Annotated in this window: 24 protein-coding genes; 18 read left to right on the top strand and 6 right to left on the bottom strand. The window is 58.2% G+C overall.

Going from position 1 to position 23,481, the window contains the following annotated elements:
- Positions 1-251: 251 nt before the first annotated feature.
- From ACP90_RS21945 to phoB, 6 genes are all read left to right on the top strand, one after another.
- Complete coding sequence (locus tag ACP90_RS21945) at positions 252-1,292, top strand: substrate-binding domain-containing protein (protein WP_023001818.1); 1,041 nt, start codon at positions 252-254, stop codon at positions 1,290-1,292.
- Positions 1,293-1,357: 65 nt separating this feature from the next.
- A complete protein-coding gene (gene pstC / locus ACP90_RS21940; RefSeq protein ID WP_062490042.1) occupies positions 1,358-2,827 on the top strand; it encodes a phosphate ABC transporter permease subunit PstC in 1,470 nt (489 codons plus the stop codon).
- Positions 2,827-4,179 (top strand): phosphate ABC transporter permease PstA, encoded by a 1,353-nt coding sequence (pstA, locus tag ACP90_RS21935; protein ID WP_062490040.1) that lies wholly within the window; start codon positions 2,827-2,829, stop codon positions 4,177-4,179. Before pstC ends, pstA begins: the two co-directional genes overlap by 1 nt.
- A gap of 47 nt (positions 4,180-4,226) precedes the next feature.
- Positions 4,227-4,988 (top strand): phosphate ABC transporter ATP-binding protein PstB, encoded by a 762-nt coding sequence (pstB, locus tag ACP90_RS21930; RefSeq protein WP_228869519.1) that lies wholly within the window; start codon positions 4,227-4,229, stop codon positions 4,986-4,988.
- Between the two features lie 31 nt (positions 4,989-5,019).
- On the top strand, positions 5,020-5,715 hold the full coding sequence (phoU, locus tag ACP90_RS21925; RefSeq protein WP_023001814.1) for a phosphate signaling complex protein PhoU: 696 nt from the start codon (positions 5,020-5,022) through the stop codon (positions 5,713-5,715).
- A gap of 80 nt (positions 5,716-5,795) precedes the next feature.
- Positions 5,796-6,497, top strand: a complete 702-nt coding sequence (gene phoB / locus ACP90_RS21920) for a phosphate regulon transcriptional regulator PhoB (protein WP_023001813.1) — start codon at positions 5,796-5,798, stop codon at positions 6,495-6,497.
- A 325-nt stretch (positions 6,498-6,822) separates the two neighbouring features.
- Here phoB and ACP90_RS21915 read toward each other — a convergent pair whose 3' ends face one another.
- Positions 6,823-7,359, bottom strand: coding sequence for a GcrA family cell cycle regulator (locus ACP90_RS21915; RefSeq protein ID WP_062490038.1), 537 nt, complete (start codon positions 7,357-7,359; stop codon positions 6,823-6,825).
- Positions 7,360-7,800: 441 nt separating this feature from the next.
- Here ACP90_RS21915 and ACP90_RS21910 point away from each other — a divergent pair, with 441 nt between their 5' ends.
- From ACP90_RS21910 to ACP90_RS21900, 3 genes are read left to right on the top strand one after another with little or no spacing between them, the layout of a single operon-like run.
- Complete coding sequence (locus ACP90_RS21910) at positions 7,801-8,997, top strand: aspartate aminotransferase family protein (protein ID WP_062490036.1); 1,197 nt, start codon at positions 7,801-7,803, stop codon at positions 8,995-8,997.
- Positions 8,997-9,926: an ornithine carbamoyltransferase gene (argF, locus tag ACP90_RS21905; RefSeq protein WP_062490034.1), complete on the top strand. Its 930-nt coding sequence runs from the start codon at positions 8,997-8,999 to the stop codon at positions 9,924-9,926. Before ACP90_RS21910 ends, argF begins: the two co-directional genes overlap by 1 nt.
- A 10-nt stretch (positions 9,927-9,936) precedes the next feature.
- Positions 9,937-10,923 (top strand): Hsp33 family molecular chaperone, encoded by a 987-nt coding sequence (locus ACP90_RS21900; RefSeq protein WP_062490032.1) that lies wholly within the window; start codon positions 9,937-9,939, stop codon positions 10,921-10,923.
- A gap of 117 nt (positions 10,924-11,040) precedes the next feature.
- Here the strand turns inward: ACP90_RS21900 and ACP90_RS21895 are convergent, their stop codons facing one another.
- Positions 11,041-11,688: an alpha/beta family hydrolase gene (locus ACP90_RS21895; protein WP_062490030.1), complete on the bottom strand. Its 648-nt coding sequence runs from the start codon at positions 11,686-11,688 to the stop codon at positions 11,041-11,043.
- Positions 11,689-11,803: 115 nt separating this feature from the next.
- On the opposite strand from ACP90_RS21895, the gene ACP90_RS21890 reads away from it, so the two are divergent.
- Positions 11,804-12,649 (top strand): sterol desaturase family protein, encoded by an 846-nt coding sequence (locus tag ACP90_RS21890; RefSeq protein ID WP_062490029.1) that lies wholly within the window; start codon positions 11,804-11,806, stop codon positions 12,647-12,649.
- 31 nt (positions 12,650-12,680) lie between these two features.
- Here ACP90_RS21890 and ACP90_RS21885 read toward each other — a convergent pair whose 3' ends face one another.
- Positions 12,681-13,562 (bottom strand): transporter substrate-binding domain-containing protein, encoded by an 882-nt coding sequence (locus ACP90_RS21885; RefSeq protein WP_208984441.1) that lies wholly within the window; start codon positions 13,560-13,562, stop codon positions 12,681-12,683.
- Positions 13,563-13,743: 181 nt separating this feature from the next.
- Positions 13,744-14,193, bottom strand: a complete 450-nt coding sequence (locus tag ACP90_RS21880; RefSeq protein ID WP_062490028.1) for an Lrp/AsnC family transcriptional regulator — start codon at positions 14,191-14,193, stop codon at positions 13,744-13,746.
- Between the two features lie 153 nt (positions 14,194-14,346).
- Between ACP90_RS21880 and ACP90_RS21875 the strand changes: the two genes are divergently transcribed.
- Both ACP90_RS21875 and ACP90_RS21870 read left to right on the top strand, forming a co-directional pair.
- The gene (locus tag ACP90_RS21875) at positions 14,347-14,553 is read left to right on the top strand and encodes a DUF1127 domain-containing protein (RefSeq protein ID WP_062490026.1); all 207 of its coding nucleotides are present in this window, start codon (positions 14,347-14,349) and stop codon (positions 14,551-14,553) included.
- A gap of 725 nt (positions 14,554-15,278) precedes the next feature.
- Positions 15,279-16,550, top strand: coding sequence for a site-specific integrase (locus ACP90_RS21870; RefSeq protein WP_062490025.1), 1,272 nt, complete (start codon positions 15,279-15,281; stop codon positions 16,548-16,550).
- A 59-nt stretch (positions 16,551-16,609) separates the two neighbouring features.
- On the opposite strand, the gene ACP90_RS21865 is transcribed toward ACP90_RS21870, so the two are convergent.
- Both ACP90_RS21865 and ACP90_RS21860 read right to left on the bottom strand, forming a co-directional pair.
- Positions 16,610-17,410 (bottom strand): hypothetical protein, encoded by an 801-nt coding sequence (locus ACP90_RS21865; RefSeq protein WP_062490023.1) that lies wholly within the window; start codon positions 17,408-17,410, stop codon positions 16,610-16,612.
- A gap of 89 nt (positions 17,411-17,499) precedes the next feature.
- The gene (locus ACP90_RS21860; RefSeq protein WP_062490021.1) at positions 17,500-17,856 is read right to left on the bottom strand and encodes a hypothetical protein; all 357 of its coding nucleotides are present in this window, start codon (positions 17,854-17,856) and stop codon (positions 17,500-17,502) included.
- A 95-nt stretch (positions 17,857-17,951) separates the two neighbouring features.
- Between ACP90_RS21860 and ACP90_RS21855 the strand changes: the two genes are divergently transcribed.
- From ACP90_RS21855 to ACP90_RS28315, 6 genes are all read left to right on the top strand, one after another.
- The gene (locus ACP90_RS21855) at positions 17,952-18,215 is read left to right on the top strand and encodes a helix-turn-helix transcriptional regulator (RefSeq protein ID WP_082809825.1); all 264 of its coding nucleotides are present in this window, start codon (positions 17,952-17,954) and stop codon (positions 18,213-18,215) included.
- Between the two features lie 31 nt (positions 18,216-18,246).
- A complete protein-coding gene (locus ACP90_RS21850) occupies positions 18,247-19,389 on the top strand; it encodes a hypothetical protein (RefSeq protein WP_145915824.1) in 1,143 nt (380 codons plus the stop codon).
- A 92-nt stretch (positions 19,390-19,481) separates the two neighbouring features.
- The gene (locus ACP90_RS21845) at positions 19,482-19,724 is read left to right on the top strand and encodes a helix-turn-helix domain-containing protein (RefSeq protein ID WP_286145698.1); all 243 of its coding nucleotides are present in this window, start codon (positions 19,482-19,484) and stop codon (positions 19,722-19,724) included.
- Positions 19,717-20,859 (top strand): hypothetical protein, encoded by a 1,143-nt coding sequence (locus ACP90_RS21840; RefSeq protein ID WP_145915823.1) that lies wholly within the window; start codon positions 19,717-19,719, stop codon positions 20,857-20,859. The genes ACP90_RS21845 and ACP90_RS21840 overlap by 8 nt, the downstream gene beginning before the upstream one ends.
- Entirely contained in the window at positions 20,856-21,167 is a 312-nt protein-coding gene (locus tag ACP90_RS21835; RefSeq protein WP_062490016.1) for a hypothetical protein, read from the top strand. The genes ACP90_RS21840 and ACP90_RS21835 overlap by 4 nt, the downstream gene beginning before the upstream one ends.
- On the top strand, positions 21,157-23,400 hold the full coding sequence (locus ACP90_RS28315) for an ATP-binding protein (RefSeq protein ID WP_088665304.1): 2,244 nt from the start codon (positions 21,157-21,159) through the stop codon (positions 23,398-23,400). The genes ACP90_RS21835 and ACP90_RS28315 overlap by 11 nt, the downstream gene beginning before the upstream one ends.
- Positions 23,401-23,481 lie beyond the last annotated feature (81 nt).

Below are 23,481 nucleotides of genomic sequence, written 5' to 3'. Positions count from 1 at the left end.
CCTGTCAGCTTTGCCGAGGCAAGCGAGAGCTGCACCATGTGCACCTCGAGACGGGTTTTTGTGACCCTTTGCGACATAAAACCGTCAAGGAACAGGTTTTCTTGAGTAATTTCAGCATCTTAAATTGTCACAAAACTGAAAAGGAACTGTCATAGAACTCTCATCCGTGGAGCCTAGGTTCCCCGCATCGCTCGTGCACATCCAAGCGCGGTGATCATCTAGAAACCTTGACATTCAAAGGGAGTGGTCAAGTGAAATTTACGACCCTCGTTAGCGCAACTGCTCTTGCCGTTGCTTCCACTGCATTCGTTGGTTCGGCTCAGGCTCGCGACCAGGTGCAGATTGCTGGTTCCTCCACGGTTCTTCCTTATGCTTCCATCGTTGCTGAAGCATTCGGCGAAAACACCGATTTCCCGACACCGGTCGTTGAATCCGGTGGCTCCTCTGCTGGTCTGAAGAAGTTCTGCACCGGCGTTGGCGAAAACACCATCGACATCGCAAACGCTTCCCGCGCTATCCGCGAAAAGGAAATCAAGGCTTGTGCCGAAGCTGGCGTGAAAGACATCATCGAAGTCCGCATCGGCTACGATGGCATCGTCTTCGCTTCCCAGAAAGACGGCCCGGCTTTCAACGAATTCACCCAGGTTCAGTGGTTCAACGCTCTGTCCCCGAAAGTCCTGAAGGACGGTCAGATCGTCGACAACCCGTATACCAAGTGGTCCGAAGTTGACGCTTCCCTGCCGGACGCGGAAATTGCTGCTTTCATCCCGGGCACCAAGCACGGCACCCGTGAAGTGTTCGAAGAAAAAGTTCTGGCTGTTGGCTGTGAAGAATCCGGCGCTCTGAAAGCCATGATCGACGGCGGCATGTCCGAAGACGACGCTGAAGACGCTTGCATCGCAGTTCGCACGGACGGCAAGTCGGTCGACATCGACGGCGACTACACCGAGACCCTGGCTCGCATCGACTCCAACCCGAACGGCGTTGGCGTTTTCGGCCTGGCGTTCTACGAGAACAACACCGACAAACTCAAAGTGGCAACGATGGCCGGTATCGCTCCGTCCACCGAAACCATCGCCAAGGGTGAGTACCCGGTTTCCCGTCCGCTGTTCTTCTACATCAAGAAGGCACACATCGGCGTTATCCCAGGCCTGAAAGAATACGCTCAGTTCTTCGTTTCTGACGAAATCGCTGGCCCGGACGGCCCGCTGGCCCAGTATGGCCTGGTTTCCGATCCGGAGCTTGCAGCTACGCAGGCTTCCATCGAAGCCGAAGAAACGATGGGCAACTAAGCACATCTTTCCGGAAGGGCGGCTTCGGCCGCCCTTTCTTTCTTCTTTGCCGGTTGGGTCGCCCTATGTCACTTCCATATATTCTTATTGCGCTGCTGGTTCTGGCTGTCGCCGGATACATAGTCGGCCGCGGAAAAGCCTTAAGTTCTGCCGGAGGGGATGTGCGAGAGCTCCATTCCCTGCCTGGTTATTACGGCTGGAACGTCGTCGTTTCGATACTGGTTCCTGCCCTCCTGCTGCTCATTGCGTGGCTGATCTTCCAGCCCATCATTCTTGACAGTCAGGTTTCCTCCAAGATTTCCGAAGAGACCATTGCCGCAAGTTCGCTCGACCTCGTCATGAGCGACGTCGTACGTGTTGCCGAGGGTCTCGACCTTGCCGTTTCTCAAGGTGCCATGTCGGCCGACATGGCGTCTTCCATCCGTACCGATCTGACCGACGTGCGCAGCCGTCTCGGCGAGATAGGTGTCGCGCTCGGTTCCGAAGTGACCTCCGAAACGTTGCGGGCCGCGCAGACATACCGCAGCATCTCGGGTACAGGCCTGCTGTTGCGGACAATCGGCGTTCTGGCGGTCGGCCTGATCGGTTTCGCTGTCGGTGTTCTGCGCACCAACAAGGATTTCCGTGCCCGCAACGTCGTGGAAACGGTCGTCCGCTATATCCTGATTGCAGCAGCCTCGATCGCCATCCTGACGACTGTCGGCATCGTGCTGTCGCTGATCTTCAACACGGTCGAGTTCTTCCGGCTCTATCCGGCCGCGGACTTCTTCTTCGGCCTGACCTGGGCGCCGAGCTTCGGCGGTGGATCGGAGCTGGGGATCGTGCCGCTGATCTGGGCGACCATGTATATCTCCCTGATCGCACTCGCCGTTGCTGTGCCTATCGGTCTGTTCGCTGCCATCTACCTGTCTGAGTATGCAACGCCTCACGTACGCGCCGTTGCCAAGCCACTGCTCGAGATCCTGGCCGGTATTCCGACCATCGTTTACGGTCTCTTCGCGCTGCTCACAGTCGGCCCGCTTCTGATGAACGTCTTCGGCTCCGGCGGTGCGCTCGGCGTAAGCTGGATGTCCGGTGCTTCCTCGGTGTTCACTGCGGGCGCTGTCATGGGCATCATGCTGATCCCTTTCGTCAGCTCGCTTTCCGACGACATCATCAACGCTGTGCCGCAGGCCATGCGTGACGGTTCGCTCGGACTTGGTGCCACCCATTCGGAAACCGTGAAGCAGGTCATTCTGCCGGCGGCCCTGCCGGGGATCGTCGGGGCCATCCTGCTGGCGGCCTCTCGCGCCATCGGTGAAACCATGATCGTTGTTCTGGGGGCCGGCGCAGCTGCCCGCCTCAGCATGAACCCGCTCGAAGCGATGACCACCGTGACCGCGAAGATCGTCAGCCAGCTCACTGGTGACGCCGACTTTGCCTCCCCGGAAGCCCTTGTCGCCTTCGCACTCGGCATGACCCTGTTCGTCGTGACCCTGGGGCTCAACATCGTCGCGCTCTACATCGTGCGCAAATATCGGGAGCAGTACGACTAATGACCGACACGACCCTTACGCCACCGTCGGGCAAGACCAGTGCTCCGACCCCGCACAAGACCACGTCGATCCTCGAACTCGATCCGCTGACCAGAAAGCGCAACGCCGCTGAAGCGCGCTTCAAGCTCTACGGCATCATTGCCATCGGCATCGGCCTGTTCTTCCTCGTTGCGCTGTTGTGGGCAATCCTTTCCAACGGCCTTGGCGCCTTCAGCCAGACCTTCCTGAAGGTGGATGTCCCGCTCAATCAGGAGCAGATTGCTGAAGCGGAAAAGTCGGTGGTCAAGACGTCCAAGTACCGGGCCATCATCGATGACGCCTTTGCCAAGGAACTCGCCGGTGCAAACATCACCACAGACATGTCGGCAAAAGACCTGCAGAAGCTGTTCTCGTCGGGTGCTGCCGCCACGGTCCGTGACTTTGCGCTTGCCAACCCGGACAAGATCGGTTCGACGGTAACCTTCGAGCTTATCGCCTCATCCCGTGTCGACGGCTACCTGAAGGGCCGCGTCAAGCGCGAGGATCTTGCCGAAGACAAGAACCTGGATGCCGCACACCTGGATCTGGCTGACCAGATGCAGTCCGCCGGCATGCTGGAGAAGCGCTTCAACTGGGCCTTCATCACCGGAACCGATGCTTCCGACAGCCGTCCGGAGCAGGCCGGCATCGGGGCGTCCATGATCGGGTCGCTGTTCATGATGCTGGTGGTGCTGTTCCTGTCGCTGCCGATCGGCGTGGCCGCTTCCATCTACCTGGAAGAGTTCGCTCCGCAGAACAAGTTCACAGATCTGATCGAGGTGAATATCTCGAACCTGGCCGCCGTTCCGTCCATCGTGTTCGGTATTCTCGGCCTGGCGGTGTTCATCCAGTTCATGCATCTGCCGCAATCCGCACCGCTGGTCGGTGGTCTGGTGCTGACGCTGATGACGCTTCCGACGATCATCATCTCCACCCGCGCCTCCTTGAAGGCCGTTCCGCCGAGCATCCGCGATGCGGCCCTTGGCATTGGCGCCTCCAAGATGCAGTCGATCTTCCACCATGTCCTGCCGCTGGCAATGCCGGGCATTCTGACCGGCACGATCATCGGTCTGGCACAGGCGCTTGGGGAAACCGCTCCGCTGCTCCTGATCGGGATGGTCGGTTTCATCGCCTCCAATTTCCCGGACGGTGTGGCTGCCGGTTTCTTCTCTCCGAACTCGGCCATGCCGGCCCAGATCTACGAGTGGGCGAAACGTGCCGACCCGGCTTTCTATGAACGCGCTTGGGGCGGGATCATCGTGCTGCTGGTCTTCCTCATGACCATGAACATTATCGCTATCATCCTGCGCCGCAGGTTTGAACGCCGCTGGTAAGGATTGCTCCGATGAACGAGATGCCGAATTTTGAACAGGCGAAAACCATGACCGACAGCAAAATTTCCGCGAACAAGGTGCAGGTCTATTATGGCGATACCCACGCCATCAAGGACGTGGACATCGAGATCCAGCCGAGGTCCGTGACTGCCTTCATCGGTCCGTCCGGGTGTGGCAAGTCGACGTTCCTGCGGACGATCAACCGCATGAACGACACCATCGACATCTGCCGTGTGGAAGGGTCGATCAAGATCGACGGTGAGGACATCTACGATCCCAAGGTCGATCCCGTACAGCTGCGCGCCAAGGTCGGCATGGTGTTCCAGAAGCCGAACCCGTTTCCCAAGTCGATCTACGACAACATTGCCTACGGTCCGCGGATCCATGGTCTGGCCCGCAACAAGTCCGAGCTTGATGAAATCGTTGCCTCCAGCCTGCAGAAGGCCGGGCTTTGGGAAGAAGTCAAAAACCGTCTGGACGAGCCGGGCACCGGCATGTCGGGTGGTCAGCAGCAGCGTCTGTGCATTGCCCGCGCGATTGCCGTCAGCCCGGAAGTGATCCTGATGGACGAACCGTGCTCGGCGCTCGACCCCATCGCGACCGCGAAGGTGGAAGAGCTGATCGACGAACTGCGGGAAAACTTCACCATCGTGATCGTGACCCACTCGATGCAGCAGGCTGCCCGTGTGTCTCAGCGTACCGCGTTCTTCCACCTGGGTATTTTGGTTGAAGAAGGTCTGACGGAGGACATCTTTACCAATCCGAAGGACAAGCGTACGCAGGACTATATTACGGGCCGCTTCGGCTAAGCATTTTTTAGGTTTCTGAAGGGGACACAGGATGTCTGAACATACAGTCTCGGCTTACGATGACGAACTGACGGCCATGGCCGGCAAGGTTGCCGAAATGGGTGGTATTGCCGAAAAGGCTTTCGCCGATGCGGTGTCCGCGCTGGTGTCGCAGGATCTGGAGCTTGCCAAGGCGACGATCAAGGGCGATGTCCGGCTGGACAGCCTTTACAACGAACTTGAAGTGAAGCTGATCGAGCTGATCGTCCGCCGCCAGCCGATGGGGCAGGACCTGCGTGAAATCACCGCCGCAACGCGCATTGCCAATGACCTGGAGCGTGTTGGCGATCTTGCAAAGAACGTTGCCAAGCGCGTCATCGCCATCGACAGCGACTTGCAGTCGAAGAAGCTTGCGATCGGTGTGGAGCACATGACGGAACTCGCTCTTTCGCAGCTCAAGCAGGTGCTGGATGCCTACGCCCGGAAGGATGCGGAAGCCGCCCGCCGGGTTCAGGAAGCCGACGCCGAGGTCGACGCGATCTACACGTCGATCTTTCGCGAACTCCTGACCTACATGATGGAAGACCCGCGGGTCATTACCCAGTGCGTCCATCTCTTGTTCTGCGCAAAGAACATCGAGCGCATCGGCGATCACGCGACGAATATCGCCGAGAACGTCTACTACATGGTCACTGGCGAGCGTTTGCCGGAAGACCGGGCAAAGGTCGACGAAACAGGCGCGGTCTGACCCGCTGGTAATCGTCGGATTTGCAGAAGATCTTAACGGCCGGCGCTTCGGCGCCGGTTGCGGTAATTGGAGCGAGATGTATGCCGAAGGTGCTCATCGTTGAAGACGAAGAACCGCTCAGCCTTCTATTGAGATACAATTTGGAAGCGGAAGGGTACTCGGTCGAGTCCTGTGTCCGGGGTGACGAGGCGGAAATCCGCCTGCGGGAAAGCCTGCCGGACCTGTTGCTGCTCGACTGGATGCTGCCGGGCCTGTCCGGAATTGAACTGTGCCGCCGCCTGCGGGCGCGCGAGGATACCGAGCGCCTGCCGGTCATCATGCTGACGGCACGCGGTGAGGAAGCAGAGCGCATCCGCGGCCTGTCGACCGGTGCCGACGACTACGTGGTCAAGCCCTTCTCGGTACCGGAATTGATGGCCCGCGTGCGCGCCATCCTGCGCCGGGCAAGCCCGGAAGTGGTGTCCAGCATGTTGCGATCCGGCGATATCGAACTGGATCGCGAAACGCACCGCGTTCGCCGCAACACCAAGGAAATACACCTGGGGCCGACGGAATTCCGCCTGCTGGAATTCCTGATGACATCGCCTGGTCGTGTCTTCTCCCGCGAACAACTGCTGGATGGGGTCTGGGGTCACGATGTCTACGTGGACGAACGCACTGTCGATGTTCACGTCGGTCGCTTGCGCAAGGCTCTGAACAAGGGCAAGGCGAAGGATCCTATCCGTACCGTCCGTGGTGCCGGATACGCCTTCAATGACCAGTTCACCTCTGCCACCGCCTGAGGGCAACTTGCAGAATGGAATTAAGGAGCCCGCTTTCAAGCGGGCTTTTTGTTTCTCAGCGGTTTTGTGCCTTTCGCGGAGCAAGGTTCTCTTCTGCGACTACCCCATCAGTTGTGTCGGTGTCGGGGCTGATCCTGCGGTCCCTGTCGTGGCGGAGCGGTCAAACAAGGTTTGATTTGATGGGGCGGAAACGGCATGGATCGGTGCCGTGATTAAGCTGTGGGAGGTCATTGGTCGGGGTCGGACATCTGGTCAATGGAAGGCCCAAACAAAAAAGCCCGCCAAATTGGCGGGCTTTCTCATGAACTGCTTCGGTGCGAGACTATCAGCCTGCCTGAGCCATCGTCTTGCGGTCGCGGCGGCGGTCGGCGACCGGCTGATACGCGATCTTGCAGTGATGAGCGCAGTAGGGGACGCCGGCATCGGACTGGCGGCCGCAGAAGTAGAAGTCGTCGGTTGCCGGGTCGCCAATCGGCCATTTGCAGGTCCGCTCGGTCAGCGTCAGGATGGTAGCCCGCTGCGAGATCGGAACGAGCTCCGCAATCGGCTCTACGCGCGGCTTGGCAGCCACCACTGGAGCCGGCGAGATGTCTGCTTTCAGGGCCGTTGCGCCGATCGACTGCGGATGTGACGTCGTCGGTTTCTTCGGCGCTGCACCCGTTGCAGGAGCTGCGGTGCGCGGCCGGCGCGGCTTGGCGCTTGAAGAGGTGGACTTGGCGCGGCCGGACAGGCCAAGGCGGTGCACCTTGCCGATCACGGCGTTACGGGTAACACCACCCAGTTCGCCTGCGATCTGGCTTGCGCTCAAGCCGCCGCCCCAAAGCTTTTTGAGAAGCTCAACTCGTTCGTTTGTCCAACTCATTGCCGCACCCTTTAGTTTGACCGTCCTGCGGCCATTAACCCCGTGTTAAGCATGCGCAAGCACGCTTAATGCTGGCAGATCTAGTGCCTCTTGGTGATTTGCCTCACGAGATCTCGTGTCTGATTGCTGAGAGGTTACAATAACGTTAATTTGTCAGGCAACCACTCGACCCAAACCAGTTGGGGATGAAACGACTTTTCCCCAATTATGGCGAGGTCATTGAGAATTTTATGAAATCCGCCCTCCGCGGCACATGAAATGTCTTGTGCGCCATTTCCATTGACAGTGCATGGTACCGGCAGTGTATAAGAAAGCCGCTGCGTGCCGCCTCATCGGGGCGGCACGTTGCGTTTTGGCCCTTCGGCATCTTTTCAAGGTGACGGCCCGGCGTCGGGGCGACGCAGGGGACAGCAGGGGCGTTTAAAGGAGACAAACGAGGTTATGTCCGCGACTGCACTATTCGGAAATTACGCAAGATCGAACCTGTCTTTCGATCATGGGGAAGGCGTCTGGCTGGTTACCACCGATGGCCGACGATTCCTCGATTGCGGTTCCGGCATCGCGGTCAACGCACTCGGTCATGCCCATCCGCATCTGGTCAAGGCGTTGAAGGATCAGGCAGCCAAGCTGTGGCATACCTCCAACCTGCACCAGATCCCGGATGGCGAACGGCTGGCGCAGCGCCTGTGCGCGGAAACCTTTGCCGACAAGGTGCTGTTCGTGAATTCCGGCGCGGAAGCGATGGAAGCTGCCATCAAATGCGCGCGCCGTCATCATTATGACAACGGCAACCCCGAGCGGTTCCACATCGTGACCTTCGAAGGGGCTTTCCATGGCCGGACCATCGCGACCATCGCGGCTGGCGGCCAGGCGAAATATCTTGAAGGCTTTGGCCCGAAGGCTCCCGGTTTCGACCAGGTGCCGGCAGGAGACCTGGATGCGCTGAAAGATGCCATCGGTCCGCAAACGGCCGCGATCGCGATCGAGCCCGTGCAGGGCGAGGGCGGGATCCGCGAAATTCCGGCCGATTTCCTGCGTGCGCTGCGCAAGATCTGTGATGACAACGGCATTCTGCTGATCTTCGACGAGATCCAGACCGGTGTCGGACGGACCGGCAAGCTGTTCGCTCACCAGTGGGCGGGCGTGGAACCGGACCTGATGGCAATCGCCAAGGGTATCGGCGGCGGGTTCCCGATGGGCGCATGTCTTGCAACGGCAGAAACGGCAGCGGCGCTGTCCCCCGGGACCCATGGCACCACCTTTGGCGGCAATCCGCTGGCCATGGCAGTCGGCAATGCCGTTCTGGATGTCGTTCTGGAAGACGGGTTCCTGGAAGGTGTCCGTCAGAAGGGGCTCAGCTTCAAGCAGAAGCTGGCCGGACTGGTGGATAGTCATCCGGACGTTCTGGCCGAAGTGCGCGGCAACGGCCTGATGCTCGGTCTGAAATGCGTGGTGCCGGTGGCAGATTATGTGCTTGCAGCCCGTGAAGCCGGTCTGCTGGCAGTTCCTGCCGGCGATAACGTGGTGCGCATCATGCCGCCGCTGACCATGAGCGAAGAGGAAATTTCCATTGCTGTCGAGCGCCTGGAACAGGCTGCTGTCGCCGTGGAAGCGAAATTGGCGGAAGGAGCGGCCTGATGACCGCAAACGGAACCTACCGGAACTTTCTGGATCTGACGGACTTCGAAGGCGACGAACTGCGCGCCATCCTGGACACCAGCCGGAAGATCAAGTCGAGCCGTAACGGCGTGCATCGCGGCCAGGGTCCTCTGGCCGGCAAGGTGCTGGCCATGATCTTCGAACAACCGTCGACCCGTACGCGCATTTCCTTCGATGTCGGCATGCGCGAGCTTGGCGGCGAGACCTTGATGCTGACCGGTGCGGAAATGCAGCTTGGCCGCGGCGAGACAATCGCCGATACGGCGCGGGTCCTGTCACGCTTTGTCGACGCGATCATGATCCGCATCCTCGATCACAACGACCTGCGCGAACTTGCCGAAAATGCGACGGTGCCGGTGATCAACGGCCTAACCAAGCTCTCGCATCCCTGTCAGATCATGGCGGATCTGTTGACCTTTGAAGAGCATCGCGGTTCGATCAAGGGCAAGAGCGTTGCCTGGACCGGTGACAGCAACAACGTGCTGGCTTCCTGGATTCATGCCGCGCCGCGCTTCGATTTCGAATTGCGCATCGCGACGCCGGGCGAACTGGCGCCGCCAATGGACCTGATTGAAACTGCTCGTGCCAAGGGTGGTTCCATTCAGGTCACGACGGACCCATATGAGGCAGTCAAGGGGACCGACTGTGTCGTGACCGACTGCTGGGTGTCCATGGGCGATGACGATGCGGAATCGCGTCACAACCTCCTCAGCGCCTATCAGGTCAACAAACGCCTGATGGCTGAGGCAAACCAGGACGCCCTGTTCATGCATTGCCTGCCGGCCCACCGGGGTGAGGAAGTCACCTCGGACGTCATGGACGGTCCCAACTCCGTTGTGTTTGACGAAGCCGAAAACCGGCTCCATGCCCAAAAGGGCATTCTGGCCTGGTGCTTCGGCGCAGCATAAGGCAAGCCAAGTGGCACTTAATCTTGATGAACTGGGCATTACGCCTGCAGGGCTGGACGCTGTCCGGCCCTTTGCCGTGGAAGGGCTCGACGTGCGCGGCCGTGCGGTCGCGCTTGGTCCTGTCCTGGAAAAAATTCTTGACCGGCATGCCTATCCGGAACCGGTCTCGCGCCTGCTGGCGGAAGCGATCGTTCTGACCAGCCTCTTGGGAACGTCGCTGAAATTCGACGGTCGCTTCACGCTGCAGACGCAGACGAAGGGGCCGGTGTCCATGCTGGTCGTCGACTTCAAGTCACCCGACGCAATCCGCGCCTGCGCAACCTTCGATGCTGCTGAAGTCGCAGCGCTGATAGCTGACGGCAAGGCGACGCAGGAGGCCCTTCTCGGGCACGGACATCTGGCGATGACCATCGACCAGGGAATGCACATGCAGCGCTACCAGGGACTGGTGGAGCTGGATGGTGTGTCGCTGGAAGAAGTCGCACGCCGGTACTTCGAGCGATCCGAGCAGATCCCGACAGAAGTTCGTCTTGGTGTTGGTGAACTGTTCACCCGCCAGGAAGGCGAGGGGCACGTGAAAACCTGGACAGCCGGCGGGATCCTGATTCAGTTCCTGCCCGAAGCGCCGGAACGCATGCGCCAGGCTGACATTGATCCGGGCAATGCCCCGGAAGGCACGAGCCCGCACGAGATTGACGAGGACGATGCCTGGGTGGAAGCCAAGGTACTGGTCGAGACGGTCAAGGATGTCGAACTGACCGATCCGGAAGTCAGCGTGGAAATGCTGCTCTTCCGGCTGTTTCACGAACGCGGCGTCCGCCTTTTCGAGCCGCAGCCGCTGGTCGACAAGTGCAGCTGCTCTCGCGAGAAGATCGAGAATGTTCTCGCCGGGTTCAGCGACGACGACGTCGACCACATGACTGTCGACGGCAAGATCATCGTCACCTGCGAGTTCTGCAGCACCAGCTACGAATTCGACGGCAAGCCCGGCCAGTAAGCCGGACTGTCATCAAATTCAAAAAGCCCGGATCGGAAACGGTCCGGGCTTTTTTTCTTGCTGCCTTGCGCGTAAGCCCTGGACTTGCGCTGCGCTTGTCCGGGCACGTAGTGGGCCCTAACTCGTGAGCCGATCCACGAATGCCCTGACTGCTTCGGCTGCCAGCTTGATGTTGCCGTCGAGTGTCGCCGGCGACTTGCCGCGCGGTCCGAAGTCGTGGTTGCCGTCTTCCAGATAAGTCAGGCTGACATGAGCTGGCAGGGTGACTTCATCGAGTTCCGCCTTCGAGCCGAACGGATCCCGGTCGCCCTGGAGAACCAGAACCGGCCGTTTGACGTCCTGCAGCGGTTGGAGCCGCCACTCGGCATCGGCCTTGCCGGTCGGGTGGAAAGGGTAGCCGAAACAGGCAACACCCTTGGCGCGCCCAGGCAGCGAGCCGCCGCCTGCCAGCATCGCGGCGACCCTACCACCCATGGATTTGCCGCCGATCAGCAGAGGGCCGTCGCTCTGGCTGAGGGCAGATTGCAGGGCGGTCTGGAACTCGGCAATCAGCTTGTCGGCCCGGGGCGGCGGCTTTTTCGGGCCTCCCGTCCGGCGGCCGGCCATATAGGCAAATTCAAAGCGTGCGGCCGCAATGCCTTGGCTCGCGAGGGCTGCCGCGAGCTTGTTCATGAACGCTGAGTCCATGGCAGCGCCAGCGCCATGGGCCAGCAGCAGGGTTGCCACAGGTGGCGTTTCGGGGCGGGTCCAGAGAAAGTCGGTCATGATGATGTGATCTGTCGCAGCGGCAAGGAATGATATCAGGAGTATTGTCGTATCGCCCTATCGTGCCATCGGGACCGTGGCAAGCAGCATTAGTCAGGACGTTTCAAAAGACCCCATGTTTGACCAGATCGACATCAACCAGGTTCGCATGGCCTGTTTCGGCGGCATCTTTCTGATAATGGCGCTGTTGGAGGCGGGCTTGCCAAGGCGGCGCCTGAAGAGCAGCCGTTTGAAGCGCTGGCCGACTAACTGGGGCATTGTTCTGCTTGATGCCCTTCTGGTGCGGCTGATCTTCCCCATCGGCGGCGTCGGCCTTGCAATGCTGGCACAGGAAAAGGGTTGGGGCCTCTTTGCATTTCTCGGCTGGTCGGGTGTTGTGGCCGGTTTGATCACCTTCGTCGTGCTCGATCTTGCGGTGTGGTTTCAACACCTGGTGTCGCACAAGGTTCCCCTGTTCTGGCGCATTCACCGCATGCACCACGCAGATAGTGAGGTGGACGCAACAACCGCGCTCAGGTTCCACCCGATCGAAATTCTGCTATCCTTCCTCTGGAAGGGGCTGGTCATCATCGCCCTCGGCGGTCCTGTTGAAGCCGTGCTGATCTTCGAGATCGTTCTCAACGGCTCTGCGGTTTTCAGCCACGCCAATGTCCGCTTGCCGCTTTGGCTGGACCGCCCCTTGCGGTTTCTGATCGTCACTCCGGACATGCACCGCATTCATCACTCGGTGCTACCGCACGAGACGGATTCCAACTACGGGTTCTATCTTTCAGTCTGGGACCGCCTGTTCGGAACCTACGTGGAAGATCCCGAGCAAGGACAGGAGACGATGGAAATCGGGCTCGGTGCCGCGCTCACGCCGCGTGCGCATTCGTTTCCCTTCAGCCTGGCGATCCCGTTCCTGAAAAATCCGGACCGCCGGAAGGCGGCGCGTGTCGAGGACGCGAAAGGCAAAAGCTGACCTGGTTCTTTGTCGGGAATGGCCGGAAAGGTCAGAAGAAGCTCATGGGAAAATAGCGCAGGTAAAGCTCGCGGTAGATGCCCTTCTGGTGAAGCTGGCGCAAGGCATATGTAAGGGCCGCAGCCCGTTCCGGATCGTCCTGGCGGGTCGCAATGGCCATGCCTTCATCAAAATAGCCCGGCTCCAGCCACGGGCCGCCGGCAAAGGCACAGCAGCCATCTGCAGCTTCGCTTGGCAGCCAGAACGACAGGTTCAGGCCGTCGCCGAACAGAGCATCGGCCGAGCCGCCCTTGACCGCCTCACGTGTTGCCTCTGCGGTTTCCAGGCTGATGATCTCGGCATCGGGAAAGAAGCGCTTGGCAAACGCCTCGTAGCGGGACCCTGCTTCAACGGCTATCCGCTTGCCAGTGAGCGCCTGCTCGTTGAAATCGGACGCGTTGTATGCCCGAACCACAAACCGCGCCGGCAGCTTCAGATAGTCCTCGGTGAAGTTGAGGCGGCGCGTGGAGGGGAGGCTGCGCGACAGGCCGGAGATAATCGCGTCACCTTCTTCTTCGTCCAGTGCAGGCAGAAGAACCTCGAAGTCCTTGATGCGCAGGGCGCAGGAACTTCCAAGTTCCTGGCAGAGAGCCCGTGCGAGATCGACATTGAAGCCTGTAAGACGGCCATGCTGGTCACGGAACACGAAGGGCGGATATCCGTCGGTTGCCAGAAACTGGATCTTGTCCGGAATGGCATTCGGCCGGTCGTGGACGGCTTTCGGATCCCAGAAATTGGGAACGCGGACCGAAGCCTCCTGGGCTGAAACCGACAGGACGCCGAGCGCCAAAGTACCAAGCGCCAAAGTGCCAAGCGTCAGCAGCCCGGCTGCAACGCGGCAGATCGTCTTGAGAAGTGGCAGTGAAGCTGGCACGCGGACGCCTCGTTCCATATCAGGTCATGGTCGGCAATACGCGCCGGGAATCGTACAGACAGAATATCGCGAACCGGCAGCGCTTGTCAGCCCGCTCCGCCGAAGATGGCACGAGGCATTCCTGAAAACAAACGCGTGACCTCTGACATTCACAGCGTCGACTGAATTCCGCGGAATGCGGTCAGGTCTCCGGTTCCGGATCATAGGAGCGCAGGACGACGATCGTATCGAAGCCCTTGATGTCGTCTTCATAGAAATGCGCCTCGGTGAAAGTTGCATAGGCTTCCATGGAAGAGCACTGCACGGTGAGTACCAGATCGGCCGGACCCGTGACGTGATAGATCTTTTTCACTTCCCGAAGCGTCAGCAACTTCTGCCGCAACTTCGCCATGCGTTCCGGCTGTCCACGCGACAGCATCAGCATCACGAGCAAGGTAACGGAGGCGCCAGTTGCCTCCGGTGACACGATGGCCACTTCCCGCTCGATCGCCCCGACTTCTCTCAGGCGTTGCACCCTGCGCAGGCAGGCGGCAGAAGACAGGCCAACCTTCTCGGAAAGCTCCTTGCCGGTTTGCCGGGCATCGAGGCTGAGGAGACGCAGCAGCTGATGATCGAAATCGTCCAGATCCATGATGGGGGAGGTCCTGTTCGGTGCAATTGTGCGGTAGTTTATCTCAAAATCCAAATTTTTGCGAATTTATCGCTCAAACTTGAGAATTTTGCGCTCTGTCCGTAGAGGCTTTTTCTAAAATTGCTCCTGTCCCGTCGGAAAGGAGCAAAACAGATGACCGATCACCTTGTACACCTGCACCTGGCACGCGTCCGTAGAGCCGGTCTCGGTGCTGCCGTCTTGCATTTTGCGCTGAAGTGCCTGCGCCGTCGGCGCGACATGGCCCACCTGGCGGATCTGCCCGACTATCTCTTGAAGGATGTTGGCCTCAGCCGCGCTGATGTCCGGCAAACCCCGCAGGTCGGCGAAACGCTGCGCTGAAGAAAAGCCACTGGGAAATTCGGGAATTGGATTGGTTGTTTGGAGCGGGTGAGGGGAATCGAACCCCCGTCTTAAGCTTGGGAAGCTTAAGACGGTATTTCTCTGCATTTCGATGGTATGCGATAATTGGCTGAAAATTAAAGAAAAAAGGCCTAATTGGCTACGCTGCTTTGCGACGTAGGTTGCGCTGAGTTGCTTCCCCGTGCTTCCCTATTGCTTCCCCGGCGGATATGGACAGGCGTAGTCTGACCGGTCCCACGGGCTGGTTTGTCTGCGCAGCTATAAGACAGTAGGGGGAGATCTGCCGTCCATGCCGTCCGTGCCGTCTAAGATGTTGTTATGCACGAAGAAGCTTTCGGACGGCAGCCGAAATGGTGCCGTCCTTGTCATCATCGCTGCTGTCCAACCTCTGTGTGTCATCGTCATCGGCGGGCTGGCAATGACCAGCGGCCAGACAGAGGTGTCGTTGCCTGGATGTGCAGGGACCGTACGCCGGGGTTTCAGCCATTACGGGCGGGAAGACCCCGACGTTTCACCAGTAGCTCAGTTCGCAACCGATACACGCTTTTCTTGCACGCGTTCGCACAAATGCACGAATGCACAGATGCATGCGAGAAAGTTAGGGACCTTACAAACGCACTTGCCGACTACGGGTGGAAAGCTCCCGGCATCGCGCCAGTCTCACGCTCAGAACAAAGCCTAAAGTCTAAAGTTGAGGACTAAAGTTGAGATCCAGAAAGAGACTGACCAAACGAACGGTCGATGCAGTGCGCGCGGATGCCAAGGATTTGTTTCTCTGGGATGACGAAGTGCGGGGATTTGGCCTTCGGGTCAAGCCGAGCGGAACAAAGACTTATTTTATCCAGTACCGCAACAAGCAGCGCCGAACCCGAAAATTCGCGATTGGCCAGCACGGCGCGTTGGCTCCCGATGAGGCTAGAAAAATCGCCAGACAACTTCTTGCGGATGTTGCACGCGGCGCGGACCCTTCTGCGGAGCGCAAGGCGATCAGGGATGCGGAAACTGTCGCCAAGTTTCTCGATCGTTTCGAGACGGACCACATTGCGAAGAACCTGGCAGCGAGTACGGCCAAGGTCTGGCGATATCTCATTGCCACCCATATTCGTCCGGCGCTGGGCACGTTTCTGGTAGCGTCAGTCACGCGGCAGGACATCATCAAACTGCACCGTTCTATCCCTGGTGGCGGACGGCAAGCCAACAATGCGCTGACCGTTCTCAGTAGCATTTTCGCGCGTGCCGAGGAGTGGGGCGCGCGGCCGGAAGGGACAAATCCGGTTGCCGGTGTGCAGCGGCACAAGGAAAATGCACGGGAACGGTTTTTGACCGACAAGGAAATCACCCGGCTCGGCAAGGCTTTGCGAGCCGCCGAAGAGTCTGGCAGTGAACACCCCTGCCACCTGACCGCCGTCCGTCTTCTGCTGTTCAGCGGAGCACGTACAACGGAAATCCTCACGCTGGAATGGAAACACGTCAACCTGGCGAACGGCCTTGTTGCTTTTCCAGGAGTGAAAGGCGGAGAACGGGTGGAGCACCCTGTCAGCAGTCACGTGCTTGAGATCCTGAAGACGCTGCCCCGTGTGAAAGGATCACCTTGGGTGTTGCCGATGCCAACCGATCAGAAAGAGGCGATGCCATACCACCAATTGCGGCGTTGTTGGGATCGGCTACGGACGGCGGCCGAACTGCAGGACGTGCATCTGCACGATCTGCGACACACTGTCGGCACAATGGGGGGACAGTCGGGCGCGAATGCGTTCATGGTCCGCGATCTGCTCCGTCATCGCACTGTGGCAATGACAAGCCGGTATGCGAACCGTGACAATGACCCCTTGCGTGAATTATCAGACAAGGTTTCCGGCAGAATAGCTGCGGCGCTGGGCGGCCTACAGGTGGCCGTAGAAGGGAGCGCTGATCACGTTGAAGAACGGAGCGGCAGCACGGCCAACGGCAGTGCCGGAAGCACGCAAAAAGCCTGACACTGACAAAAAAACGGCCCTGAAACAGGGCCGCGTGAAACTGTAACCCGTTTTGACGGTTATGCCGCGAGGTTCTTCGATGCCTGTTGTTGTCTCAATAGCAGAAGCTCTTGCGACGCAAAGTTGGCGGCGCGAGACGCCATTTCTGCTGCGGATATGCCGTATTGCGCGTAAACCTTCAGAAGAAACTCTGCGCGATTTTCGAACTCGGAATAGCTCGCAGGAGTGCGCGCCTCAATGGACGCAACAATTTCATCGTTTATGTGCCAGAGGCATTCGATCAAACTGTCTACTACGTTTCCTGCCGCATTCGGGTTCACGCCGGCTTCCATAGAGTGAGATGGTTGGCAAAGGTTGGCGGCAAGAATGTCGCAGATCGCTGACAGCGTTTCGTATAAATGATAGCGATCAGAAGGATCGGCTTCCTTGAGGTTTATTTTGACCGATGCGAAATCGGCAGCCTTCCCAAAGCTGTTGCTGATTGTGTTGACTTCTGTTGCCGTTTTCTGGATTTCTTGTCCTGTTGCCGGGTTGATTCCAGCCATTGCATAGGCGCGCGTGGCCAGCGCCTCCTGATGGGTATTTCTGTCCATATCGCCATTGTCGTCGGCGAAGATGATTTTGAAAGTCAGGTCTTCCATCGTACACGGCTCAAAGTCAGCGGCTTGCTGTTGTAGCAACTCAATCTCTTCGGAAATCGTTTCCCTCACGGCGTCGTCACAGTCGTCATGCAGGTTCCGTAACTTTTCTTCTTGGGTCCGCCAGCGGTGGAAAAGTTCGCGCAGCTGGCTTTGGCCGGCGCTATTGGGTTTAGCTGCCAAATCCTCGTTCAGGCTGTGACTGATATCCTTGTCCCGCATGTCGTACTCCTTTTGGTTTTGGGAATTCGCAGCCGAGGCAGGCCGCGACTTTTTTGTCCGGTTGAAAATTCAATCCGGCACGGGTCGCTTCACGCGGCCATTGTGAGCGCTTCGATTTCGGTCTGAAGATCAGCCTGGCGGGCAGAGCGAAAGTTCGCGACCGCGTTGCTGTATGTCAGCAAGGCCAGCTTTTCTATTGCTGCTTCCAGCCGGAAGGCGCGGATTTCGGGGGAGAGAGATGCTGCGTAGGTGCACATCCGTTCGGTTCGACGGCTCGCGATCGCAGCGCACCGGGCTTCAAACCAACCATCGCGAAGGGCCTGCGCAAAGCAGCTCCGGAGCGAACGGGGCGTGCCGTAAATGTGCTGATTGCGAATGCAGTTTGCCCGGGTTTCGCGAGCCATGGTCCAAGCGGTGCTGAAGATAATCGAGTGATTGAAAGCCATAGTGGACACCTCGTCGAAACATGTTATCTTTTTAGTATCATATTAACTAATAAAGGTCAATCTAAATAGATCATATGATACAGAAAGGATGAAAAATGATAAGCATGGCGCAGTTACGGGCAGCGCGCGCTTTGATCGGAATATCTCAAGCCGATTTAGCAAGGCGAGCATCGCTTTCCCTGCCGACTATCAAGCGAATGGAGACGATGGGACCAGAGCGAAGTACCGCAGCGAACGTAGAGGCAGTGAGGCGTGCGCTCGATGCGGCCGGGGTGGAGTTTATCCCGGAAAATGGCGGCGGCGCTGGGGTGAGGCTGAAGACGGCCAACGTGACTGCTGATACAGCCGCGCGGCCATGAGTACGAACTATTCGGAATGCGGTGCAGTTAGATGAAGAAATACAGGCCTGATCAGGCACCATGGCACTCTGGCGGACTTGAGCCCACACTGAATGAACTAAAAGACTTAAGGGAAAAAAGAGCGACTTCGGTCCTGTCATCTGATGAGGCCAAGAACCTTGATCGGTGTATTCGGGATGAGGCTTTGTGGCATCGCTTGTTTGGACTGCGGACGCCGTTTCAAGGTCGGGCGCTTCTATACGAAGCCCCATTTCCACCAGGTTGGCGTCCGTGGGAACGACCGTCCGCCCCGTTTCCACGGTATGAATTTGACAAACTCATCGAGGAAGCTTTGTCCCGGCGGGGAGATCCATGGAAGTCGGAGCTAGAGCAGTCTGGGGTCCGCTGCCTGTTTCTTGAAACGAGGGCGGAAATTCGCCGATGGTTTCTTCGGATCGAGGCCGCGCACGGCGGTTACATCCAAAGGACAGAAACTGCCAAAAAATTTAAAATGCTCTTGGAGTCCAGTTCAGCAGTTCTTGAGGCGATTGATAAGATGAGGGAGGCGATAATCTACCTTTCAAATATTCAAATTGAAGATGGAGACAAAAATATCGATCCATTTACGAAGTACATCGATCTATACGACGATTTTATTTTTGATAGGCGATTTAAGGATATAGAGGAATACCTTGTTAATCTTGAATACCCGACTAGGCGACACATAGATTATTATTCTCCAAAAGGAGCGCTATCGACATCAGAAAAGCTGCCTGGACGAAAAAAGGGAACGGGCGTCAATGTCAGGCGTAGACTATTGGGCATCAATGCCATGGTCTTATTCGCGTTTCTCAAGAATGCATTTCCGGGCCAAGACAACACGGCCTTTGAAAATTTTCTCTCGGATCTTGAAAACCTTTTCTTTGCCGATGAAGACACTGAAGCACCAAGGCCATCTGAAGTGCCATCGGTTAATCGCAAAGACATACATCGGCTCGCGCGCGATACCGTTCAGCTACTCAAGGATATCGAACTGGACGAGCGCATGGATTTGATCCCGAAGGAATTTGACGATTTAGGCAGATCACAAGAGAAACTTCGGCAAATTTTTGAGGAACAAGTCTGGAATAGTTGGGACGAAACGGCTCCTGGGCTTTGGTCCCATCCGTGCACAGATGCACGCGACACCACTTAATTGGCTGAAAAAATCGTAATTCACGTTGGGTACTGAACTTCATCGCCCAACTATCAAACTCCTGCGTAACTCATAACGCAGGAGAGCAGATAATGATGAATTTGGTTGAGCAGCTTGATCCCGACCGGCTGATGAACGAACAGGAAGCGGCGGATTTTCTAAGTATCAGTTTCAGGACCTTGCAGGCCTGGCGCGTCCGCGGTGGTGGGCCACGCTACTGCAAAATGGGCCGTGCCGTCAGGTATCGCCGCGCTGATCTAGTTGCCTTTGCTGGGGCCAACACCGCCCGCACCACGACCGAAGCAGATGCGAAGCGGGACGGTGCCAATGGCTGATATAGATAAGCAGAGCGCCCGCATCGAAGAATGCGACACGCCGCACCTCAATGCAGTCCGAATTGGCGCGAGCGCGCAACTCGTTACCGCGCCGTGCCCATGGTGCGGCCGAAGTCATCCGCACGGTGGCGGAACCGATTTCAAATCCGGTGAAATGCTCGTTGATCGGGGGTCTCGTGTCGCGGACCAGTGTTTTGATGACTATGCCTGTAAGATTGGTCCGCGCGGCTACAAGCTGATCGAATGGACTTCGGTTGCCAACTATCGAGAGGCTGCCAACTTCTTCGGTGTGCTTGCAGATCGTCCGTTGATCGCCAGGCTACACCCGAAGAATGGACGGCACTCACGCTTGATGTCAGTGATCGCGAAAACGATGTTTCCGGGCCCGCGGGTGGACGCGGGCCGTTGTCGCTCCGGTAAAATTGTGGCGGCTCTCGATGAGAATTCGCGGTGTTTCTATCTCGGGCGTGACGGCTCTTGGTTCGTGTCGTCAAACGACAATGAAACAAAGGTGCTCGCACGTGGCGACAACCTGTTGCAAGCGCTGGCATTGTTCTCAGGAATGCCTGCGAGTCATGTGGCGGAAAACCTGCTGTTTGCCACAACCGGTTGTGTCCTGGGGCATTTGACTGGATCTGCATTCGGTTCGCTGATCGATCAGTGCGCGGGGCACGCGGAGATCGTCGATCGGGATCGTTTTCCAGGCAATCCGGAATTTCTCCTGCGGATGATTGGCGGTGGGTTGGCTTCGCCTTCGTCGCAAGTCCCTCCGCTAATAGAGGTCTTTTTTCTCCTGATGTTGCCGGGTGGAACGGCGCATGGCGGTGTGATGGAGTACAAGAACGCCCAGCGCCAAATCAGCACAGTCATACTTCATACTGGCGATTGGGCTGGAAGCTTTCCCTATGCCGGATCTAGCGCAAATTCGGGGCAGCCGGTCCGAATGCAGGGCCACAATTTGTTGAGCCTGCTTGCCGCGCTCACAGGTCTCGATGCCGGTTGGTATGCCGAGCGGATCTTGACGGCCGGGCTGGGGTTCGATCTTCCCGCAAAAATCCGTAGTCAACTTGCCGGGGGACTCACGGAAGCCATTGGGCAAGCGGCCGTCCGTGATGGGTTGGAAGGCTCGGAATGAGGCGGCGGCAAGTGAATTTTGAGCGGATTGCGGCAGCGGCGCTGTCGCGATCCGACGCACTCGTGGAGCGTTGGCTGCCAGATGGCCGGCGAGAAGGTGCGGAGTGGGTGGCTCGCAATCCTCGCAGGTCAGACCGGAGATATGGCTCCCTGAAAGTGAACCTGCAAACGGGGAAGTGGGCGGATTTCGCAACCGGTGACAGCGGCCGGGATCTGATCGCACTGGCAGCTTTCCTGTTCGGTTTGTCGCAACCTGATGCGGCTGTGAAGGTCGCGGAGATGTTGGGGGCCCATCCGTATGACGAATGACCCCTTCGCGCCGCTCGACGGGGCGGGGAGGCCGGTGCGCCGCTCTGCGTCACAGGATTGGACGGCCATTATCCCCGTGCCGGAAACCGCTCCCAAGCCTCCTGCGCGACACCCCAAACGCGGCAAGCCGTCAGGGGTATGGAAGTATCTCGACGCGGACGGCAAGCTTTGCTCCCTGGCTGTACGTTTTGACGGCAAGGACGGCGACAAAGCCGTCCTTCCGTTAACCTGGCAAAAAGATACCAAAGGCCGAGAGGGTTGGCGATGGGCAGCAATCCCCGATGCGAGGCCGCTCTATCACCTCGATCAACTCGCCCAGCGCCCGGATCTGCCGGTACTGGTATGCGAAGGTGAAAAGGCAGCGGACGCGGGGCAGGTTCTGTTATCTGGCTTTATCGTGGTGACCAGTGGCGGCGGCAGCAAAGCGGCCGAGAAAACGGACTGGTCGCCACTAATTGCGCGGCGGGTTGTGATCTGGCCGGACGCCGATGAAGCGGGCGATGCCTACGCGGCAGACGTGGCGCGCATGGCGCTCGACGCCGGGGCCGATACCGTTGCAATAATTGAACCGCCCAATGAAGTTGAGCGTGGTTGGGATGCTGCCGATGCCTTGGCTGAAGGTTGGGACCAAACACGTGCACTGGACCTGATTTCACGTGCAAATGCGTGCACGACGCGTGCACCCAACGTCACCCACAAGAATGAAATTTCAGCCAATTCCAATGATTTGCGTTCCGCGCATAGCTCGTCCAGCCGGACGCCCCCGGACACCATTGCCGATAGGGATGCTGAAGGGGGGGGCAATTCCCGGAAGCGCAAGCGTCCGCCTCAGCGGGATCAGGTATTGAGCTTGTGCGAATTTGTTGAGCTTTGGCACGATGAGGGGTTTGAAGCGTGGGCCACGTTCAAGGTCCGAAACCATTCTGAAAACTGGCCCATTCGCTCGCGGGAATTTCGGCGCTGGATCGCAGCTCGTTACTATGAGGAAAGTGGAGGAACGCTTGGCGGTCAGGCGATGGAAGACGCCCTGCGAGTGCTCGACGCCCGTGCCGTAAACGAAGGGCCGCAACATCGCGTCTTTATCCGGTCCGGTGAGACACCTGGGGTTATCTGGATAGATTTGGGAGATGCAGACTGGCGCGCGGTGAAGATAACACCGTCAGGTTGGGAAATTGTCTCCCGGCCGGAATGCAAATTCCGCCGATGCCAAGCGATGTTGCCTATGCCTGATCCGGAGAAGGGTGCCTTTATCGAAGAGTTGGCGAATTTCGTCCGCGTGTCGAAAGACGAGGATATGCTTTTGATTGTCGCTTGGCTGGTGACTTCGCTCCGGCCAAATGGCCCTTTCCCGATCTTGCTGGTGAACGGGGAACACGGCAGCGCGAAATCCACCACAAGTCGCATGCTGCGAAAGCTTGTTGATCCAGCTCGCGCTCCGTTGCGGTCTGCGCCGAAGGATGATCAAAACGTTGCTGTCGAAGCTGCAAATGCTTGGGTGATGGCTATCGACAATCTGAGTGGCATGCCGAACTGGCTTTCGGATGCCCTTTGCATGGTCGCCACGGGATCGGGGCTGACGACTCGTCGCCTTCATACAGATCGAGAGCAAGAGGTATTTGACGCAGCGCGACCCATCATTCTCAACGGCATCAATGATCTGGCAGAGCGAGGCGACCTAGCTTCACGCGGCGTTGGTGTCTATTTACCGGCAATTCCGGAAGAAGAACGACGCACGGAAGAGGAAATATGGTCGGAGTTCGATGAGGCTTGGCCTCGCATCATGGGATGTTTGTTCGACGGTGTATCGCGCGCCATGCAGCGCAAGAACCTTGTTCGGCTTGAACGTCTTCCTCGCATGGCGGATTTCGCGCGGTGGGCCGAGGCGGCAGGTCCAGCGCTCGGCTGGGAGCCGGGGCAGTTTCTGGCGGCGTATGAGCAAAACCTGAGAGGAGCCACAGAGAGCAAGTTCGAAAATGACGCCGTAGCAGTCGCAATTCGCGACAAGCTTTTCGAGGATTTCCCAAACAGTTTTGCTGGCACGCCCACGGCGCTATTCACTGCGATGATGCTATATGCGCCGGACTCGCGCGAGCAGCGCCGTGGTTGGCCGGCAAACGCAGCCGCTCTGGGAAAGCACTTGCGTCGTATCGCGCCCATGCTGCGGACTGTGGGAATTAGTTTTGAAAGCGCTCATTCGGGTGACCGGATGTGCCGATTGTGGCGGGATACGTGAATTGCAACTGCGGATGTTTAAGGTGTCACTGGCGGAATACCTCAAACTATTGTTCACGCGGGAAGCGGATATCTGTAGCGA

Origin of the sequence: Labrenzia sp. CP4 (assembly GCF_001579905.1) — a bacterium.
Classification (GTDB): domain Bacteria; phylum Pseudomonadota; class Alphaproteobacteria; order Rhizobiales; family Stappiaceae; genus Roseibium; species Roseibium algicola.
Note: the sequence above shows the minus strand (reverse complement) of the source record. Positions and strands in the feature narration are given on the sequence as shown.

Bases quoted from the DNA above. Each gene is read 5' to 3' on its own strand.
- pstC (WP_062490042.1), top strand. From the start codon at position 1,358: ATGTCACTTCCATATATTCTTATTGCGCTGCTGGTTCTGGCTGTCGCC.
- pstA (WP_062490040.1), top strand. From the start codon at position 2,827: ATGACCGACACGACCCTTACGCCACCGTCGGGCAAGACCAGTGCTCCG.
- pstB (WP_228869519.1), top strand. From the start codon at position 4,227: ATGACCGACAGCAAAATTTCCGCGAACAAGGTGCAGGTCTATTATGGC.
- phoU (WP_023001814.1), top strand. From the start codon at position 5,020: ATGTCTGAACATACAGTCTCGGCTTACGATGACGAACTGACGGCCATG.
- phoB (WP_023001813.1), top strand. From the start codon at position 5,796: ATGCCGAAGGTGCTCATCGTTGAAGACGAAGAACCGCTCAGCCTTCTA.
- ACP90_RS21915 (WP_062490038.1), bottom strand. From the start codon at position 7,359: ATGAGTTGGACAAACGAACGAGTTGAGCTTCTCAAAAAGCTTTGGGGC.
- ACP90_RS21910 (WP_062490036.1), top strand. From the start codon at position 7,801: ATGTCCGCGACTGCACTATTCGGAAATTACGCAAGATCGAACCTGTCT.
- argF (WP_062490034.1), top strand. From the start codon at position 8,997: ATGACCGCAAACGGAACCTACCGGAACTTTCTGGATCTGACGGACTTC.
- ACP90_RS21895 (WP_062490030.1), bottom strand. From the start codon at position 11,688: ATGACCGACTTTCTCTGGACCCGCCCCGAAACGCCACCTGTGGCAACC.
- ACP90_RS21890 (WP_062490029.1), top strand. From the start codon at position 11,804: ATGTTTGACCAGATCGACATCAACCAGGTTCGCATGGCCTGTTTCGGC.
- ACP90_RS21880 (WP_062490028.1), bottom strand. From the start codon at position 14,193: ATGGATCTGGACGATTTCGATCATCAGCTGCTGCGTCTCCTCAGCCTC.
- ACP90_RS21875 (WP_062490026.1), top strand. From the start codon at position 14,347: ATGACCGATCACCTTGTACACCTGCACCTGGCACGCGTCCGTAGAGCC.
- ACP90_RS21865 (WP_062490023.1), bottom strand. From the start codon at position 17,410: ATGCGGGACAAGGATATCAGTCACAGCCTGAACGAGGATTTGGCAGCT.
- ACP90_RS21860 (WP_062490021.1), bottom strand. From the start codon at position 17,856: ATGGCTTTCAATCACTCGATTATCTTCAGCACCGCTTGGACCATGGCT.
- ACP90_RS21855 (WP_082809825.1), top strand. From the start codon at position 17,952: ATGATAAGCATGGCGCAGTTACGGGCAGCGCGCGCTTTGATCGGAATA.
- ACP90_RS21850 (WP_145915824.1), top strand. From the start codon at position 18,247: ATGAAGAAATACAGGCCTGATCAGGCACCATGGCACTCTGGCGGACTT.
- ACP90_RS21845 (WP_286145698.1), top strand. From the start codon at position 19,482: ATGATGAATTTGGTTGAGCAGCTTGATCCCGACCGGCTGATGAACGAA.
- ACP90_RS21840 (WP_145915823.1), top strand. From the start codon at position 19,717: ATGGCTGATATAGATAAGCAGAGCGCCCGCATCGAAGAATGCGACACG.
- ACP90_RS21835 (WP_062490016.1), top strand. From the start codon at position 20,856: ATGAGGCGGCGGCAAGTGAATTTTGAGCGGATTGCGGCAGCGGCGCTG.
- ACP90_RS28315 (WP_088665304.1), top strand. From the start codon at position 21,157: ATGACGAATGACCCCTTCGCGCCGCTCGACGGGGCGGGGAGGCCGGTG.